The sequence below is a fragment of the Streptomyces rimosus subsp. rimosus genome, from assembly GCF_000720725.1.
In the GTDB taxonomy this organism is placed as follows: domain Bacteria; phylum Actinomycetota; class Actinomycetes; order Streptomycetales; family Streptomycetaceae; genus Streptomyces; species Streptomyces rimosus_A.
In genome coordinates this window covers 14,649-32,492 of sequence record NZ_JOCQ01000100.1, presented here as the reverse complement: position 1 = coordinate 32,492, position 17,844 = coordinate 14,649, and the positions used below count along the sequence as shown (strand labels likewise).

12 protein-coding genes are annotated in these 17,844 nt (G+C 71.4%); 5 read left to right on the top strand and 7 right to left on the bottom strand.

Features of this window, described 5'->3' with window-relative positions:
- Nucleotides 1-123: 123 nt before the first annotated feature.
- Nucleotides 124-1,998: an ATP-binding SpoIIE family protein phosphatase gene (locus tag IH45_RS0134490; protein WP_030677884.1), complete on the bottom strand. Its 1,875-nt coding sequence runs from the start codon at nt 1,996-1,998 to the stop codon at nt 124-126.
- Between the two features lie 1,240 nt (nt 1,999-3,238).
- Between IH45_RS0134490 and IH45_RS0134485 the strand changes: the two genes are divergently transcribed.
- Together IH45_RS0134485 and IH45_RS0134480 are read left to right on the top strand one after the other, a co-directional pair.
- Nucleotides 3,239-7,273: a HAMP domain-containing protein gene (locus tag IH45_RS0134485; protein ID WP_394298727.1), complete on the top strand. Its 4,035-nt coding sequence runs from the start codon at nt 3,239-3,241 to the stop codon at nt 7,271-7,273.
- On the top strand, nt 7,270-7,863 hold the full coding sequence (locus IH45_RS0134480; protein WP_030677879.1) for a response regulator: 594 nt from the start codon (nt 7,270-7,272) through the stop codon (nt 7,861-7,863). Before IH45_RS0134485 ends, IH45_RS0134480 begins: the two co-directional genes overlap by 4 nt.
- 213 nt (nt 7,864-8,076) lie before the next feature.
- Here the strand turns inward: IH45_RS0134480 and IH45_RS0134475 are convergent, their stop codons facing one another.
- From IH45_RS0134475 to lepA, 3 genes are all read right to left on the bottom strand, one after another.
- A complete protein-coding gene (locus IH45_RS0134475) occupies nt 8,077-9,966 on the bottom strand; it encodes an AMP-dependent synthetase/ligase (protein WP_030677875.1) in 1,890 nt (629 codons plus the stop codon).
- A 597-nt stretch (nt 9,967-10,563) separates the two neighbouring features.
- The gene (locus tag IH45_RS0134470; protein WP_030677872.1) at nt 10,564-10,851 is read right to left on the bottom strand and encodes a hypothetical protein; all 288 of its coding nucleotides are present in this window, start codon (nt 10,849-10,851) and stop codon (nt 10,564-10,566) included.
- A gap of 269 nt (nt 10,852-11,120) precedes the next feature.
- Nucleotides 11,121-12,989, bottom strand: a complete 1,869-nt coding sequence (lepA, locus tag IH45_RS0134465) for a translation elongation factor 4 (RefSeq protein WP_030677870.1) — start codon at nt 12,987-12,989, stop codon at nt 11,121-11,123.
- A 192-nt stretch (nt 12,990-13,181) separates the two neighbouring features.
- Between lepA and rpsT the strand changes: the two genes are divergently transcribed.
- Nucleotides 13,182-13,448: a 30S ribosomal protein S20 gene (rpsT, locus tag IH45_RS0134460; protein ID WP_030023016.1), complete on the top strand. Its 267-nt coding sequence runs from the start codon at nt 13,182-13,184 to the stop codon at nt 13,446-13,448.
- A gap of 548 nt (nt 13,449-13,996) precedes the next feature.
- Nucleotides 13,997-14,833, top strand: coding sequence for a hypothetical protein (locus IH45_RS0134455; protein WP_234440786.1), 837 nt, complete (start codon nt 13,997-13,999; stop codon nt 14,831-14,833).
- A 21-nt stretch (nt 14,834-14,854) separates the two neighbouring features.
- On the opposite strand, the gene holA is transcribed toward IH45_RS0134455, so the two are convergent.
- Nucleotides 14,855-15,838 (bottom strand): DNA polymerase III subunit delta, encoded by a 984-nt coding sequence (holA, locus tag IH45_RS0134450; RefSeq protein WP_030677862.1) that lies wholly within the window; start codon nt 15,836-15,838, stop codon nt 14,855-14,857.
- A gap of 72 nt (nt 15,839-15,910) precedes the next feature.
- On the opposite strand from holA, the gene IH45_RS0134445 reads away from it, so the two are divergent.
- Nucleotides 15,911-16,156, top strand: coding sequence for a hypothetical protein (locus IH45_RS0134445; RefSeq protein WP_030677859.1), 246 nt, complete (start codon nt 15,911-15,913; stop codon nt 16,154-16,156).
- A 33-nt stretch (nt 16,157-16,189) separates the two neighbouring features.
- Here IH45_RS0134445 and IH45_RS0134440 read toward each other — a convergent pair whose 3' ends face one another.
- Nucleotides 16,190-17,029 (bottom strand): arylamine N-acetyltransferase family protein, encoded by an 840-nt coding sequence (locus tag IH45_RS0134440; RefSeq protein WP_030677855.1) that lies wholly within the window; start codon nt 17,027-17,029, stop codon nt 16,190-16,192.
- Nucleotides 17,030-17,229: 200 nt separating this feature from the next.
- Nucleotides 17,230-17,715 (bottom strand): RrF2 family transcriptional regulator, encoded by a 486-nt coding sequence (locus tag IH45_RS0134435; RefSeq protein ID WP_030677852.1) that lies wholly within the window; start codon nt 17,713-17,715, stop codon nt 17,230-17,232.
- Nucleotides 17,716-17,844 lie beyond the last annotated feature (129 nt).

Here is a 17,844-nt window from a genome sequence, read left to right as displayed (position 1 = left end):
GGCCGGGTGGGCCGCTGTCCCTGCGCGCTTCGAGCGAGGGGGGAGCCCCGCCCCTGCGCGCTTCGAGCGAAGGAGAGCCCCGCCCCGGCGCGCCGAGCCGGGTAGGTCCCGCCCCGGCGCCCCCTACCGCCGCTCCGTCGCCTGGAGCACCAGCAGCGCCAGGTCGTCGTCCGGCGGCGTGGCGGCGAATGCGTGGACCGCCCGCCGGATGTGCTCGGCGACGGCGGTGGCTCCCAGGCCGGCGCAGTCGGTGAGGTGGCCGGCCAGGCCGTCATCGTCGTCGAACAGCCGGTGGCCGCAGCGCCGCTCGGTCACGCCGTCCGTGACGCACAGCAGCGTCTCACCGGGCGCCAGGTCGAAGGACTCGGATTCGTACGACGTGTCCTCCACCACCCCGAGCAGCATCTGCGGCGCCGCGGCGACCCGTACCCCGCCGTCCGTGCCGAGGACCAGCGGCAGCGGGTGTCCGGCGCTGGCCAGGGTGCACCGGGCGCCCGCCGTGCCGTCGGCGTGCGGCACGATCTCGCCGTACAGGAGGGAGAGGAAACGCGTCTGCTCGGCCTCGGCGCGCAGTTCTACGGCGGCGTCCAGGCCGGGGCCCGCCGCCGCGACCGCCGCGGCGACGGCGGCCACCGAGTCCGCGGCCTCGCGGGCCATCGTCTTGTTGAGCCGGTCCAGCACCTCGCCGACGCCGTACCCGTCGCGGGCCAGCAGCCGCAGGACGGGCCGCGCGAGGCCGGTGACCGCGGCGGCCTCCGGGCCGCTGCCGCACACGTCGCCGAGGGCGAAGCACCAGCGCCCGTCCCCGGCGTCGAACAGGTCCCAGAAGTCGCCGCCGGCCCAGGCGCCCTCGCGCGGTTCGTAGACGACGGAGGACTCCATGCCGGGGACGGCGGGCCTGCCCCGGGGCAGCAGGCGGCGTTGCAGTACCTGGCTGATCCGCTCCTGGTTGCGGTACGCGCGGGCGGTGGCGACGGCGCGGGCGACCCGCCGGGTCAGGTCCTCTATCAGGCCCACGACCTCGTCGGGGAAGCGCATCAGCCCGGCGCGGCCGAGCAGCAGCGTGCCCTGGTCGCGGCCGCCGGCCAGCAGCCGGCAGGCCAGCGCGGCGCCGCCCGGCCCGTACCCGCTCGGCTCCTGCGGCCAGGGCCAGGGCACCGCGGAACCGGCGCCGTCCCGCTGCGGACCGGGCACCGGCAGCACCGGCGGGTCCTTCTCCAGGGCCATACGGAGCGCGTCGATGCGGCCCTCGCTGGAGTGCCAGACGCGGGCGAGGCGTGGCGGCGCGCCGGAACTGTCCCGGCCGCCGCCGTCGTACAGCCACATCGCACACCAGTCGGCGAGCCGCGGTACGACCAGCTGCGCGGCCAGCAGCGCCACCTGTTCCTCGTCGAGCTGTCCGGACAGCAGGTCGGAGGCCTCGGCGAGGAAGGACAGGGCGCCGTGGTTGATCCAGTCGGCGTCGGTGCGCCGCGCCGGGGACCGGCGGACGGGCGCGGGGGCCAGCAGCTCGGCGGCCCGCAGGTCGCGCTGGAGGTCCGGGTCGTCGTGGGAGAAGCGGGCCCGCGGGCCGTACGTACGGTCGTGGGCCCCGGCCAGGAGCCGGAACCACACGGTCTTCAGGTCGCGCCGGTACGTGATGCCCCAGGACTCGGCGACCGCGCCGACCAGTTGCAGGCCGTGGCCCCTGGTCTCGTCCACGGAGGACGCCTGGCGCGCCCGTACGGCACGGGCCGGATGGTGGTCGGACACCTCGACGACGACCGCGGTGCGCCCGCCGTCCGCCGCGGGGTCGGTCTCCAGGCGGCACAGCAGCTCGACGGTGGTCCCGGCGTGTACGACGACGTTCGTGACCAGCTCGCTGACCAGCAGAACCGCTTCGTCGGCGAGGCGGTCGCCGATGGTGTCGGCGCCGGGCAGCGACCGGGAGAGCCAGTCGGCCAGGACGGCGCGGACGAACTGGCGTGCCGCCGCGGCGGCACGCGGGTTGCCGGGCAGGCTCGACCGGCGGACGCTGTCCCGGGCATCACAGCGCTCCCGCCCGCCACGCCAGGCCCGGCCGCCTCGTCCGTCGCGCTTGCCCTGGCCACCGCGCTGATCACGGGTGGACGGGGCCCGCCGCTCCGCGGAGCGGGGGGGGGGGGGCCCCGCCGCTCACGACGCGGTCCGCCGGCCGGTGGCCCGGCGGGCGGATCGGGCGCCTCCGGGAGAGCGGCGGAGACGGTGCCGGGGGCGGGGGTGGGGTTTATGGGGGTGGGGTTTTGGGGGGTGGGGTTCTGTTGGGTTGTGGGGGCCTGGTGGGTGGTGGGCTCCGGAGTGGTGGGCTCTTCGGGGGCGGTCGGTTTCCGGGTGGCGGGCTCCGCGCCGGGTTTCTTGGAGGCGGCGGGCCTCCGGGTGGCGGGCTCCGTACCGGGTTTCTTGGAGGCGGTGGACTTGCGGGCAGCGGGCTTCGCACCGGGTCCCTCAGTAGCGGCGGACTTCCGGGTGGCGCGCCTGTGGGCGCCACCTTCCCGTACGACGCCCTCCTCGGCAGCGGTGGGTTCCCGGGCGCCGGACCCACGTGCGCCACCCTTCCGTACGACGCCCTCCAGTCCCGCACCCTCCAGTCCCGACCCCTTCGGAATCGCACCCTTCGGAATCGCACCTTCCGGACCGGCGCCCTCCGCCCCGCCGTCCTCCGGCGTCCCCGCTCCCGCCCCCGCGTCCCCGCCCATGGCCGAATCCCTCACCCGTGCCGCCCCCGTTCCCCTGGCCGGATTCGTCGTGCCGGCCGCCTTCCTGGCCGCTTTCCCACGGGAATCCACCGGCCCGCCTCCTTCGGGAAGTCCGCCGGAACGCTCCGCCTGAGTTCTGCCGGCGACTGCTTCGGTCCTGACCTGCGGGCCCGTCCGGTCGCAGGCCGCCGGGGCGGTCCGGGCAGGAGTGCCCCCGGGGGCCGGCGCCCCGCCGGGCGCACCCTGACCGGGGCGGGGCCACTCCCTGGCCACCGCGGCGCCCCGGTCCGGGACGTCCCTGTCTGACGAAGTTGTCGTCCGCATTGAGCAACTCCCGAGCAGTTCCGCAATAGCGCCGAATACGCCACGCCCAGAGTGACAGACTGAGCGCACCCATAAGCACCGAGTTACTGAAGTGGGAAGCCATGGCGGTCGATTCGGCAGTGCCCCGAGTGTCCCCGGAGTCGAGTGGTGATGTGGTCCGTGTGGCCGACTTGCGACCGCTTCTGACCGCCTTGGCGTCAATGGCGGCCGGAGATTTCCGGACTCGACTGCCAGTGGCGCAGGAAGGTCTGGTGGCGGAACTGTCCGCGGTGTTCAACCAGATAGCCGCCCGCAACCAGCATCTGTCCGACGAGCTGTTACGCCTCCGGTCGGAGGTCGTACGCCAGGGCCGGCTGGACGAACGGATGTCCGCCAGCCCGGGCCCCGGCACCTGGGCCACCTCCGTCCAGGCCGCCAACGCCATCATCGACGCGCTGGTCATCCCGACCACCCAGGCCACCCAGGTGCTGGACGCGGTGGCGGGCGGCGACCTGACCCAGCGGGTGGACCTGCACGACGGCAACCGCCCGCTGCGCGGCGACCGCCGACGGCTCGGCCGGGCGGTCAACCGTATGGTCGATCAGCTGTCACTGTTCACCGGCGAGGTCACCCGGGTGGCCCGCGAGTCCGGTACGGAAGGCCGGCTCGGCGGGCGCGCCAAGGTGGCCGGGCTGTCCGGGAGCTGGCGGGACGTGACTGAGGCGGTCAACACGATGGCGGCCCGGCTCACCGCCCAGGTGCGCGACATCGCGCTGGTGACCACGGCGGTGGCGCGCGGCGACCTGACCCGGCAGGTGACGGTCGAGGCGGCCGGCGAACTGCTGGAGCTGAAGCTGACCGTCAATACGATGGTCGACCAGCTCTCCGCCTTCGCCGACGAGGTCACCCGCGTCGCCCGCGAGGTCGGCACCGAAGGGCAGCTGGGCGGCCGGGCGCAGGTGCGGGGCGTGTCGGGCGTCTGGAAGGACCTCACCGACAACGTCAACTTCATGGCGTCCAACCTGACCAGCCAGGTGCGCAACATCGCGCAAGTGACCACGGCCGTGGCCAACGGCGACCTCAGCCAGAAGATCACGGTGGACGCGCGCGGCGAGATCCTCCAGCTGAAGCTGACCGTCAACACGATGGTCGACCAGCTCTCCGCCTTCGCCGACGAGGTCACCCGCGTCGCCCGCGAAGTGGGCACCGAGGGGCGGCTCGGCGGCCGGGCGCACGTACGCGGTGTGTCGGGCGTCTGGAAGGACCTCACCGACAACGTCAACTTCATGGCCGACAACCTCACCTCCCAGGTACGCAACATCGCCCTGGTGGCGACGGCGGTCGCGGAGGGCGACCTGGGCCGCAAGATCACGGTCGAGGCGAAGGGCGAGATCCTGGAGGTGAAGTCGACGATCAACACGATGGTCGACCAGCTCTCCGCCTTCGCCGACGAGGTCACCCGCGTCGCCCGCGAGGTCGGCACCGAGGGCAACCTCGGCGGGCAGGCCCAGGTGCGCGGTGCCTCCGGCGTGTGGAAGGACCTGACCGACAACGTCAACTTCATGGCGTCCAATCTCACCTCCCAGGTGCGCAACATCGCGCAGGTGACCACGGCGGTGGCCGACGGCGACCTGTCGAAGAAGATCACGGTCGACGCACGCGGCGAGATCCTGGAGCTCAAGGACACCGTCAACTCGATGGTGGAGCAGCTGCGGGCGTTCGCCGACGAGGTCACGCGGGTCGCGCGTGAGGTCGGCACGGAAGGCAACCTCGGCGGCCGGGCCCAGGTCCGCGGCGCCTCCGGCGTCTGGAAGGACCTCACCGACAACGTCAACTTCATGGCGTCCAACCTGACCACCCAGGTGCGCAACATCGCCCTGGTGGCCACCGCCGTCGCGCAGGGCGACCTGTCCAAGAAGATCGACGTGGACGCGCGCGGCGAGATCCTGGAGCTGAAGACGACGCTCAACACAATGGTCGACACCCTGTCGTCGTTCGCGTCCGAGGTCACCCGCGTGGCGCGCGAGGTGGGCAGCGAGGGGCAGCTGGGCGGCCAGGCGCGGGTCGAGGGCGTGTACGGCACCTGGAAGCGCCTGACGACGAACGTCAACGAGCTGGCGTCGAACCTCACCACCCAGGTGCGGGCCATCGCCGAGGTGGCCTCCGCGGTGGCGTCCGGCGACATGACCCGTACGGTCACCGTCGAGACCCAGGGCGAGGTCGCCGAGCTGCGCGACAACATCAACCTGATGGTCTCCAATCTCCGCGAGACCACCCGCGCCAAGGACTGGCTGGAGTCGAACCTGGCCCGGCTGGCGGGCCTGATGCAGGGCCACCGGGACCTGATGGAGGTCGCCGACCTGATCCTGCGCGAGCTGACCCCCCTGGTGAACGCCCAGTACGGCGCCTTCTTCCTGGCCGACACCGACCGCGACGACATGCAGCTGGCCTTCATCGCCGGGTACGGCTCGTCGCAGGACGCCACGATCGACACACCGGGCTCCCTGGACCACGGCCTGGTGCGCCAGGCCGCGCTGGAGAAGAAGCGCATCCTGGTGGAGGACGCGCCGCCGGACTACATCAAGATCAATTCCGGGCTGGGCGAGGCCAACCCGGCGACCGTCGTCATCATCCCGGTGCTCTTCGAGGACCAGACGCTCGGCGTGATCGAACTGGCCTCCTTCTCCCGCTTCTCCGACGTCCACCTGGCCTTCTTCGACCAGTTCGTGAACACCATCGGCGTGGCCATCAACACCATCGTCGCCAACTCCCGTACGGAATCCCTGCTCGGCGAGTCCCAGCGGCTGGCCCGCCAGCTCCAGGAGCGCACCGGCGAACTCCAGCGGCGGCAGGCCGAGCTCCAGCGCTCGAACGAGGAGCTGGAGGAGAAGGCGGCGCTGCTGGCCAGCTCGTCCCAGTACAAGTCCGAGTTCCTGGCGAACATGTCGCACGAGCTGCGCAACCCGCTCAACTCGCTGCTCATCCTCGCCCGGCTGCTCGCCGACAACCCGGACGGGCACCTGAACGAGCAGGAGGTGCAGTTCGCGATCACGATCCACCGGTCCGGGTCCGACCTGCTCCAGCTGATCAACGACATCCTCGACCTGTCCAAGATCGAGGCGGGCCGGATGGACGTACGGCCCAAGCGGCTGCCGCTGATCAAGCTGCTCAACTACGTCCACGACACCTTCCGGCCGCTGACCCTCGACCGGGGGCTGGCCTTCGAGGTGTCGGTGAGCGAGAACGTCCCCAAGGAGCTGTTCTCCGACGAGCAGCGCCTCCAGCAGGTGCTGCGCAACCTGCTCTCCAACGCGGTGAAGTTCACCGCCGCCGGGAAGATCGACCTGCGGGTGGACCGGTCCGGCGACGGGTCGATCGCCTTCACCGTCACGGACACCGGCATCGGCATCGCCCCGGAGAAGCTGCCGGTCATCTTCGAGGCGTTCCAGCAGGCGGACGGGACCACCAACCGCAAGTACGGCGGCACGGGCCTCGGCCTGTCGATCAGCCGGGAGATCGCGGGGCTGCTCGGCGGCCGGATCACCGCGAGCAGCCGCCCCGGCGTCGGCAGCGTCTTCACCCTGCACGTCCCCATCGAGTGCCCCGGGTACGCCGAACCGCTCGACGCCCTGCCCGGCGACCCCGAGCAGCACGTGGACGGTGCCCTGCAACTGGCGAAGACCCCGCGGCACCACCCGCGGTCCGGCCCGCCCGCCGCGCGCGACGACGCGCCATGGCCGACCAGCTCCCGGCTGGAGGACTGGGTGAGCGGGCCCACGGGCCCCCTGCTGTCCGGCTGCCAGGTCCTGGTCGTCGACGACGACATCCGCAATGTCTTCGCCCTCACGAATGTCCTGAGCCGGGTCGGCATGCGGGTGCTCTACGCCGAACACGGCCGGGAAGGCATCGAGATGCTGGAGAAGAATCCCGGCGTCAACCTGGTCCTGATGGACATCATGATGCCGGAGCTGGACGGCTACGAAACCATTCGCGCGATCCGGCGGACACCGCGGTTCGCGAATCTGCCCGTCATCGTCCTGACGGCGAAAGCGATGCCCGGGGACCGCGAGAAATCCCTGGAGAGCGGAGCCAACGAATACGTACCCAAACCCGTCGACGTGGACCGCCTGCTGACCGTGGCCGTCGAGCTCCTGTCCCGGCACGGCTCCGGCGCCCCGGCCCCGGGCGGTGAATCAGGCAAGCAAGACCCCGACGCGACCTCTTCGAGGTCCCAAGGCACCGAAGGCCCATCATGACCCATGCACCCGACACCGACGCCGCCGGAACCGACGACCGGGCGGGCATCCTCCTTGTCGACGACATGGAAGACAACCTCGCCGCCCTGGAAGCGGTCCTGGGCTCGCTCGGCGAACCCCTCGTCCGGGCCCGCTCCGGTGAAGAGGCGATGAAAGCGCTGCTGCGGCAGGAATTCGCGGTCGTCCTGCTGGACATCCTCATGCCCGGCATGGACGGCTTCGAGACCGCCTCCAACATCAAGCGTCTCGACCAGACGAAAGACATCCCGATCATTTTCCTGACCGGTACGGAAAGCGATTCCGGCTTCGCCTTCCGCGGCTATTCGACCGGCGCCGCCGACTACCTCACCAAACCCTTCGACCCGTGGGTGCTGCGCGCCAAGGTCAACGTGTTCCTCGATCTGCACCGGAAAAACCGGCAGTTGCGCCGGCTCATAAAGCAGGACCATGCCCGGATGGCCGAATTGGCGGACCGTATCTCCGAGATCGAGCGCCGCCTCTCCGCCAGCGACGACCCCACCGAGCGCGACCTGGGCGAGAGCGTGGCGCGCATGGCGGATTCGGTACGGGCGCTGCGGCGGGGGCGGTAGGCGGTAGGGGCGCGCCGGGCGGGTACTTGCCCGTACGCCCGGGCACACCAGCCCGTACGCCGGGCAGCGGCCGGTAGGCCGGGTGGTGCCGCCGGTACGGCCATCGGTCCCCCGGTGGCCGTGCCGGCGGCGCGCAGTCGGCACGGCCCGGGCCGTAGCGGCGGAGCGCAGTCGGTACGGACCGGTCCGTACCGGCGGCGCGCCGTCCGCCCGTCACGCCTCGCGCGCGCCCTCGTACATCTCCTCCAGCAGGTCCTTGAAGGCCCGCTCCACCACCGGCCGCTTGATCTTGAGGCTGGGCGTCACCTCGCCGTGCTCGATGTCCAGGTCCCGCGGCAGCAGCCGGAACTTGCGGATCTGCTGCCAGCGCTGGAGCCCCTCGTTGACCCGCTCCACGTACCCGTCGATCAGCTCGCGGGTCTGCGCCGCGCCCACGACCTCGGCGTACGTGCGGCCCTTGAGCCCGTGCTCGGCGGCCCAGCCCATGATCGTCGGCTCGTCGAGGGCGATCAGCGCGGTGCAGAAGTTCCGGTTGGCGCCGTGCACCAGCACGTTGGAGACGAACGGGCAGACCGCCTTGAACTGCCCCTCGACCTCGGCCGGCGCGATGTACTTGCCGCCGGAGGTCTTGATCAGGTCCTTCTTGCGGTCGGTGATCCGCAGGTAGCCGTCCGGGGACAGTTCGCCGATGTCCCCGGTGTGGAACCAGCCGTCCGACTCCAGCACCTCGGCCGTCTTCTCCGGCAGCCCGTGGTAGCCCTCCATGATGCCGGGCCCGCGCAGCAGCACCTCGCCGTCCTCGGCGATCCGCACCTCCGTGCCGGGCAGCGGCTTGCCGACCGTGCCCGTACGGTAGGCCTCGCCCGGGTTCACGAAGCTGGCCGCGCTGGACTCGGTCAGGCCGTACCCCTCCAGGATGTGGATGCCGGCGCCCGCGAAGAAGTAGCCGATCTCGGGCGCGAGCGCGGCGGAGCCGGAGACCGCGGCGCGCAGCCGGCCGCCGAACGCCTCCCGCAGCTTGGCGTAGACGAGCGCGTCGGCGATCTTGTGCTTGGCGCCGAGCACGAAGGGGACGGAAGCATTGCCGGTGCGCCGGAAGTTGTCCTGGGAGGCCTTGGCGTACTCGCGGGCCACACCCGCCGCCCACTGGAAGATCTTGTACTTGGCGGCGCCGCCCTCCCGGGCCTTGGCCACCACGCCGTTGTAGACCTTCTCGAAGATCCGCGGCACGGCCGCCATATAGGTCGGCCGCACCACCGGCAGATTCTCGATGATCTTGTCGACCCGGCCGTCCACCGCGATCACGTGCCCGACGGAGATCTGCCCGGCGGTCAGCACCTTCCCGAAGACGTGCGCCAACGGCAGCCACAGGTACTGCACATCGTCCTCGGTGACCAGGCCGGTCGCCTGGATCGCGCGCGCCATGTACGCCCAGCAGTCGTGCGGCAGCCGTACGCCCTTGGGGCGGCCGGTGGTGCCCGAGGTGTAGATCAGCGTCGCGAGCTGGTCGGCGCGCAGCGCCGCGACCTGCTCCTTGACGCACTCCGGGTGCTTCTCCAGGTGCGCCGCGCCGCGTTTTTCCAGCTCGGCGAGGGAGAGTACCCAGTCCTCCGGGTCGCCCTCGGCGGACCGCGCGCCGGCCTCGTCGATGACGACGACGTGCGCCAGCTCCGGCAGTTCGGCGCGCTTCTCGCGGGCCTTGGCGAGCTGGGCCGCGTCCTCGGCGATCAGCACCCGGCTGCCGGAGTCGGCGAGGATGAACGCCGTCTCCTCCGCGTTGGTGCTGGGGTAGACGGTGGTGGTGGCAGCGCCGGAACACAGCACACCGAGGTCGGTGAGGATCCACTCGACGCGGGTACTGGACGCGAGCGCCACCCGCTCCTCGGGCCGCACCCCCAGCGAGATCAGCCCGGCGGCCATCGCATACACCCGCCGGGCGGCATCGGCCCAGCTCAGCACCTTCCAGTCGGCAGGCCCCCGGCCCGCGGCGGACGGCACCGGGTAGCGGTACGCCTCGTGGTCGGGGGTTGCCGCGACACGCTCCAGGAAGAGGGTCGCCACGGAAGGTGGCCGGTTCTCGATCAGCGTCTGGGTGTCCGTCACGGCATCCTCCGGGGCCCGCTACGTTGCTGGTGACTCGCGAGTAACCTTCGAGCAGTGATCAGACTAGAACGCGTCGCGCCATGGCGTAAGGGGCTGCGACCGACTGGTTCAGGATGTGACCAGCGCGATGTTTGGTGGGTACAGATTTCGGCTGGGGTGGGTGGGGGGAGGGGCTTGGAGTGGGCTCGGTGCGGGCGCGGTGCGGGCTTCCCGAGAGGCTTTCGGGGGTGCGTGAGGCCGGTTCCTGGGGCCCGTGAAGCCGGTTCTTAGGGTTCGTGACGCCGGCCCTCGGGGCTCGTGAAGCTGGTTCCGTACTTGTCCCGGCTCCCGGCTCCCGGCTCCCGGGGGCCCGAGGCTGATTCCGTACTTGTCCGTCCCGCTTCCCGGGGTGCGCAAGGGGACCGGTTCCGTCCGGGCCGCGACGGGCCCGGCCCGGACAGGTTCGGTGTTGGCTACGGCAGCGGGTCAGCGCCCCGCCGACGCGGACCCAACGCCCCGCCGACGCGGACCCAACGCCCCGCCGAAGCGGACCCAACGCCCCGGTGAGCCGGGTACAGCGGCCCAGTGAACCCAGTACAGCCCGCCGGTGAACCAGGTTCAGCGCCCCATCGAAGCGGCCTGGAGCCCGATGCCGTCCGCGCTGGGCGCGTTCGACGTCGCCGAATCGCCGATCATGTGGCCGACGTGCTCGTCGCCGCGCAGTGTGCCGTTGATCTTCTTCGCCGCGTCGCCGAGGGAGGTGACGGCCCGCTGCACCTCTCCGGCCGTTCCCACGACGCCGCTCTTGAACTTCTCCGCCCCGGTCCGGTCGGCGGAGGCGGGCGTGGCGACGCCCACCGACAGCGCGGCGCCGGCGAGCAGCGCGGCGGTCTTGACGTACTTCATGCGTATCCCTTTCCGGCACGGTCTCCTCGGCGGCACGGCGCTCATGCCGCCCGGACGCGCCCCCTGGACCGCCCGGAACACCGCTGCCACCCACGACAACGCCGCCCCGCGCGTCCGGGAAACCGTTTGTCCGCCGATTCCCCCGCCGACCGCCCGGATGCCGTACGGCCCGGACGGCCGTTCCGTGTGCGTACGCGACTCACGGCACGCAACACGCAGCCCCCGACCGGAACCGGCCGGGGGCTGCGCAAAGCAAAACCGCGGGTGGGCTACTTCTTGCCCTTGGAGTCGCCGTCGGAGTCGGAGGACAGCACCGCGATGAAGGCCTCCTGCGGGACCTCCACGTTGCCGACCATCTTCATCCGCTTCTTGCCTTCCTTCTGCTTCTCCAGCAGCTTCCGCTTACGGGAGATGTCACCGCCGTAGCACTTGGCGAGCACGTCCTTGCGGATGGCGCGGATGGTCTCGCGGGCGATGACCCGGCTGCCGATGGCGGCCTGGACCGGCACCTCGAAGCTCTGCCGCGGGATCAGCTCGCGCAGCTTGGAGACCAGCCGTACACCGTACGCGTACGCCTTGTCCTTGTGGCAGATCGCGGAGAACGCGTCCACCTGGTCGCCGTGCAGCAGGATGTCCACCTTGACCAGGGCGGCCACCTGCTCCCCGGTGGGCTCGTAGTCCAGCGAGGCGTAGCCGCGGGTCTTGGACTTGAGCTGGTCGAAGAAGTCGAAGACGACCTCGGCGAGCGGGAGGGTGTAGCGGATCTCGACCCGGTCCTCGGAGAGGTAGTCCATGCCGAGCAGGTTGCCGCGGCGGTTCTGGCACAGTTCCATGATCGCGCCGATGAACTCGCTGGGCGCCAGGATCGTGGCCCGTACGACCGGCTCGTGGACCTTGTCGATCTTGCCGGTCGGGAACTCGCTGGGGTTGGTGACCTCGTGCTCGGTGCCGTCCTCCATGTCCACGCGGTAGACCACGTTGGGGGCGGTGGCGATCAGGTCGAGGCCGAACTCGCGTTCCAGGCGCTCGCGGATGACCTCCAGGTGCAGCAGGCCCAGGAAGCCGACGCGGAAGCCGAAGCCGAGGGCCGCGGAGGTCTCCGGCTCGTAGACCAGCGCGGCGTCGTTGAGCTGGAGCTTGTCCAGCGCGTCGCGCAGCTCCGGGTAGTCGGAGCCGTCCAGCGGGTACAGGCCCGAGAAGACCATCGGCTTCGGGTCCTTGTAGCCGCCCAGCGGCGTCTCGGCACCCTTGCTGAGCTGGGTGATGGTGTCGCCGACCTTGGACTGGCGGACGTCCTTCACACCGGTGATCAGGTAGCCGACCTCGCCCACGGACAGGCCGTCGGCGGCCGTCATCTCGGGCGAGTTCGTGCCGATCTCCAGCAGCTCGTGGGCGGCGCCGGTGGACATCATCTTGATGCGCTCGCGCTTGCTCAGCGTGCCGTCGACGACCTTCACGTACGTCACGACGCCGCGGTACGCGTCGTAGACCGAGTCGAAGATCATCGCGCGGGCCGGCGCGTCCTTGACGCCGACCGGGGCCGGTACCTCGCGGACGACCTTGTCGAGCAGCTCGGCGACGCCCTCGCCGGTCTTGGCGGAGACCTTCAGCACGTCCTCGGGCTCGCAGCCGACGAGGTTGGCCAGCTCCTTGGCGAACTTCTCGGGCTGCGCGGCCGGCAGGTCGATCTTGTTCAGCACCGGGATGATCTGGAGGTCGTGCTCCATCGCCAGGTACAGGTTGGCGAGGGTCTGCGCCTCGATGCCCTGGGCGGCGTCCACGAGGAGGATGCAGCCCTCGCACGCGGCGAGGGAGCGCGAGACCTCGTACGTGAAGTCCACGTGGCCCGGGGTGTCGATCATGTTGAGGATGTGGGTCGCGCCACCGTCCTCGTCGGTGCGGGCCCAGGGCAGCCGGACCGCCTGGGATTTGATCGTGATGCCGCGCTCGCGCTCGATGTCCATGCGGTCGAGGTACTGCGCGCGCATCTGCCGCTGGTCGACGACGCCGGTCAGCTGGAGCATCCGGTCGGCGAGTGTGGACTTGCCGTGGTCGATGTGCGCGATGATGCAAAAGTTACGGATGAGAGCCGGGTCGGTACGGCTCGGCTCCGGCACGTTCGTAGGGGTCGCGGGCACGCAGGGTCCATTCAGAGAACGCGGGTAGGCGGGACTCGGTTGTTTTTCGTCTCCCCCATGGTCCCATGCGCGGCGGTCCTGGTCCGGTTTGGGACGCCGTGGAGGCTGCTGGTAGCCTGGTCCACTGCGCTTTGTGCCCTCTCTCGTACGAGGCGCGAGACGAAATTCCAACGAACCTGAAAAGGCTCTTTCGTGGCGAACATCAAGTCCCAGATGAAGCGGATCAAGACCAACGAGAAGGCGCGGCAGCGCAACAAGGCTGTGAAGTCTTCGCTGCGTACCGCGATCCGCCGCACCCGTGAGGCCGTGGAGGCCGGTGACCTGCAGAAGGCCGCCACCGCCCAGGCCGAGGCCGCCAAGAAGCTGGACAAGGCCGTCAGCAAGGGTGTCATCCACAAGAACGCCGCCGCCAACAAGAAGTCGGCGCTGGCCAAGAAGGTCGCGGCCCTCAAGGCCTGACCTGTTCTTGACGTACCACCTCTGCCGGTAAGGGTTCAGCGGCCCCTCTCTCCGCTCCTTCCGGTGCACCACCGCGCCGCACACGGCCAGCGTTCGCCACGCGGGTACGGCGCATATACAGCTTGAACCGACGGACCTCGCGGTCACCCTTCCCCAGGGTGCTGCGGGGTCCGTTGTTGTTCGGGGGCGTATAGGGGAGCTTGCGACGGCCGGTGCGCAGGGCATGTGCCGGTGCGCAGGGTTACGGGGAGGCGTGCGCAGGGCTATGAGGAGGCGTGCGGGCGCGCGCGGCCGCGCATTCGGCGGGGTGGCTGTGGTTCCCGTCACCGCAGGGGGCCTGGGTGCCGTGCCGGTCGGTTACGCTGCCGCGCATGTCGATTCCGGGGGACCCGAACAATCCGTATACGCAGCCACAGCCGCCACAGCAGGCACCGGCGTCCACGCCTGCCCAGCCGGGACAGGGTGGTCCGGGGGCTGGGCCGGGGCCGTTCGGTCCCGGGTTTCCGCAGCAGAATCCGTACGGGGTGGGGCCCGGCGCTGGTCCCGGCATGGGTGGTGCTTACGGCTATCCGGCGGCCGGCGGACCGCAGCAGGCGGGTACGGGAGCGGTCGGGACCGGAGGGCCTGGTGGCTCCGGAGGGCCTGGTGGCTCCGGAGGGCCTGGTGGCTCCGGCGGTTCCGGCGGCGGAAGTGCGCAGCACTGGCTGTGGGCGCTCGGCGGGGCGATCGCCGCGTCGGCGATGGGCGGCGCGATCCTCTTCGCCGCCGGCGCCTTCGGCGACGCGCAGCCCGATCCCGATCTGGCGGGCTACTCGTACACCTCCGACCTGTGCAACCGGACCTCGTTCACGCCCTTCGAGAGCTCGAACTACAAGATCAAGCCGGCCGGCGGCTCGTCCTCGTCGTCCGGCACATCGGGCTCGTCCGGCACGTCGGGCAGCAGTGCGCAGAACCCGCAGTACAGCGGTGTGCAGCAGGGCGCGGTGGACTCGATGTGGTGCAACGCGGAGCTGAAGGCGTCCGACGCGGGCAGCAACGACTACTCCTCGACCTGGGTCTACAGCGCCGCCACCCTGCACAAGAAGACCGATCCGACGGCGGAGTTCGCGGACGGCTACCGCGCGTACGAGAGCCAGCGCAGCTCGGTCGCGTACAAGGTCACGCCGGTGCCCGGCATCGGCGACGAGGCGTACCTCGTCAGCCGGTCCGACGACAGCAGCGGCTCGTACGTGATCCTCGGCGTCCGCGACGGCTGGATGACGTACCAGATCACGTGGTCGAGCTACACCTCCCGCAACGGCTCGGCCAAGCCACCGACGACCGACCAGGTCGCCGGCATGCTCAAGAACTGCGCGACGGAGACGCTGCGGAAGCTGGGCAGATGAGGTGGGGGCGGCTCCCGCCCCTCAGCGGGAGCGGGCCGCGCGGGCGATCGTGACGACGGCCTTTTCGAGCGCGTACTCGGGATCGTCGCCGCCGCCCTTGACCCCCGCGTCGGCCTCGGCCACCGCGAGCAGCGCCGTCGCGACGCCGTCCGCCGACCAGCCGCGCATCTGCTGCCGCACCCGGTCGATCTTCCAGGGCGGCATGCCCAGCTCGCGGGCGAGGTCGCCGGGGCGGGCGCCGCGCGGGGCGGAGGCCAGCTTGCCGATGGCGCGGACGCCCTGGGCGAGCGCACTGGTGATCATGACGGGGGCGACACCCGTCGACATGGCCCAGCGCAGCGCCTCCAGGGCCTCGGCGGCCCGGCCCTCCACGGCGCGGTCAGCGACGGTGAAGCTGGACGCCTCGGCCCGGCCGCGGTAGTAGCGGCCGACGATGGCGTCGTCGATCGTGCCCTCGATGTCGGCGACCAGCTGCGAGCAGGCCGAGGCCAGCTCGCGCAGGTCGCTGCCGATCGCGTCCACCAGCGCCTGGCACGCCTCGGGGGTGGCGGAGCGGCCGGCCGTACGGAACTCGGCGCGCACGAACGCCAGGCGGTCGGCGGGCTTGGTCATCTTGGGGCAGGCGACCTCCCGCGCGCCGGCCTTGCGGGCGGCGTCCAGCAGGCCCTTGCCTTTGGCGCCGCCCGCGTGCAGCAGCACCAGCGTGATCTCCTCGACCGGGGCGCCGACGTACGCCTTGACGTCCTTGACCGAGTCCGCGGACAGGTCCTGGGCGTTGCGGACCACCACGACCTTGCGCTCGGCGAACAGCGAGGGGCTGGTCAGCTCGGCGAGCGTGCCGGGCTGGAGCTGGTCGGGCGCGAGGTCGCGTACATCGGTGTCCGCGTCGGCGGCGCGGGCCGCCGCCACCACCTGCTGCACGGCGCGGTCCAGGAGCAGGTCCTCCTGGCCCACGGCGATCGTGATCGGCGCGAGCGGGTCGTCGTTTGCTGTCTTCCTGGCCATCGCGCTCCAGCATCCCACGCCCCACCGACAATGCCGTTCGGCCCTCGGCCCGCGCTGCCGGACAATGTCCGGGTGAGCGATGTACGACATGTTCTGGTGCTGCCCGACCGCGACTCCGCCGAGGAGGTCGCCGAGGCGCTGGCCGAGCGCTTCGGCGTCACCGAGGAGCCCCAGCTCGTACGGGACGCCCTGGCAGGTGAGGACGACGCCGAGGACGCCCAGTGGCTGGTGGTGGTCGAGGACCCGGCAGGCGTCCACGACCCGGCGAAGCTGGACGCCCTGGCCGATGAGTACGAGGGCTGGCTGGAGGCCGAGTAGGGCGTACGCCGTGCGGCTCGCGCCGGACCGCCGTCAGCCGCGCAGGGCCGGTATCCGGTCCAGCTTGATGCCGAAGTGGGTGCGGTACGCGGGGAGCACCTCGGCATCGGTCAGCTCGCGCTCCTCGCGGCTGCCGTCGGCGGCCGTGATCACGAGCGTACGGCCGGAGAGCGTGACGCGCCCGGACTCCGTCAGCCGGGAGCAGACCAAGGACCGGGTGAAGTGCGACTCCGGCGAGGTGCGGTGGTACCAGCAGCCCGCCGCGAAGTCCGCCAGCGCGCGCGGCCGCTGTTCGAGCCGGTACTGCGGACGGCCGTCCCGCAGGACGTCGAGGTCGCCGTCGGCGGTCTCCTCGATGCGGAACACCCCGGCCGGGTCGGGTTGATCGTCGCGGCTGTCCAGGCGCAGCGGGTGGTGGCTGTTCCTGCCGAAGCCGATGTCGGCGAGCCACGGCCCGTTGTTCCCGCCGCCGTCGGACCCGTCATCGCCGAGCCCGTCGCCGTCGTGCTCGTCGCCGCCGTGGACGCGCAGCGCGAGGTGGTCGTACGGGATGCCGGGGCCGTCCGGGCCGAAGACCCGGGCGGCGAGGAGGTCGACCCGGTAGCCGAGGGCGCGGAGCAGGGCGGCGAAGGCGCCGTTGAGTTCGTAGCAGAAGCCACCGCGCGAATCCGCGACGATCTTGTCCACCAGCGCCTTGGGGTCCAGGGTGATGTCCTCTTCGAGGTGCACGGAGAGGTTCTCGAAGGGGACCGCCCGCAGATGCCGCAGGTGCAGGTCGCGCAGCGCCCCGGCGTCGGGCGCCGCCGGCCGGGTGGCGCCGATGCGCCGGAGGTAGGCGTCGGTCCGTGCCTGGTCGAGCGGTTCGGTACGCATCCGCTCGGCGTCCGAGGGCCGCGGGGACGGCGCCTCGGCGTCGGGCTGGGGTGCGGGAGACATCTGTGGTTCTTGTGGTTCCTGTGGCGCCCGCGGTCCTTGTATCCCCTGGGACCCGTGCGGCGCCTGGGGTGCATGCGGTGCCTGAGCTGCGTGCGGTGTCTGGCGTGCCGGCTGGGAGTGCGGCTGCCGGTCGTCCATCAGGTGCCCGTCCTCTCGGTGGCGAACCAGCGGCGGGTACGCTCCGCCGCCGGTTCCGGGGTGCCGGCCAGGATGTCGGCGAGGGTCTGTTCGGCGAGCTCGCGGCGCCAGGCCAGCTCGGCCCTGCGCATCGCGGTGGAGATGCCGCAGGGGCGGCGGAAGTCCCGGTCGGGCGCCTCGGCGCCGGAGCCCCGGCGTCGGATCTCCGTACAGCGGAAGACGTCGTCGGTGCCCTCGATGGCGGCGACGACATCCATCAGGGTGATCCGCTCGGGCGGCCGGGCCAGCCGGAAGCCGCCGCGGGCGCCGGGGGTCGAGGACAGGATGCCGGCCCGTACGAGCGCCTGGAGGCGCTTGTTCAGGTAGGCCGGGGGCAGCTCGAAGGAGGCGGCCAGCCGGGCCGTCGACACGGGCCGCTCGTCGCCAAGCCAGGCCAGGGTCACACAGCAGTGCAGGGCCCACTCGACGCCCTCGGTCATCCTCATATTTCTGGAGCTTACAGGTCCTGATTCCAGGGGCGGCCGGATACGTCGGGAAGGCCTCCGCATCCGGCCACGCGGACGGCGGATGAACCTCTGGTGACGGCTTGCCGAAGCCGTTCCGGGCACCCCGTG

Excerpts from the sequence above, each read along its gene's own strand:
- IH45_RS0134485 (WP_394298727.1), top strand. The coding sequence starts at position 3,239 with ATGGCGGCCGGAGATTTCCGGACTCGACTGCCAGTGGCGCAGGAAGGT.
- IH45_RS0134480 (WP_030677879.1), top strand. The coding sequence starts at position 7,270 with ATGACCCATGCACCCGACACCGACGCCGCCGGAACCGACGACCGGGCG.
- IH45_RS0134470 (WP_030677872.1), bottom strand. The coding sequence starts at position 10,851 with ATGAAGTACGTCAAGACCGCCGCGCTGCTCGCCGGCGCCGCGCTGTCG.
- IH45_RS0134455 (WP_234440786.1), top strand. The coding sequence starts at position 13,997 with ATGGGTGGTGCTTACGGCTATCCGGCGGCCGGCGGACCGCAGCAGGCG.
- holA (WP_030677862.1), bottom strand. The coding sequence starts at position 15,838 with ATGGCCAGGAAGACAGCAAACGACGACCCGCTCGCGCCGATCACGATC.
- IH45_RS0134440 (WP_030677855.1), bottom strand. The coding sequence starts at position 17,029 with ATGCGTACCGAACCGCTCGACCAGGCACGGACCGACGCCTACCTCCGG.
- IH45_RS0134435 (WP_030677852.1), bottom strand. The coding sequence starts at position 17,715 with ATGAGGATGACCGAGGGCGTCGAGTGGGCCCTGCACTGCTGTGTGACC.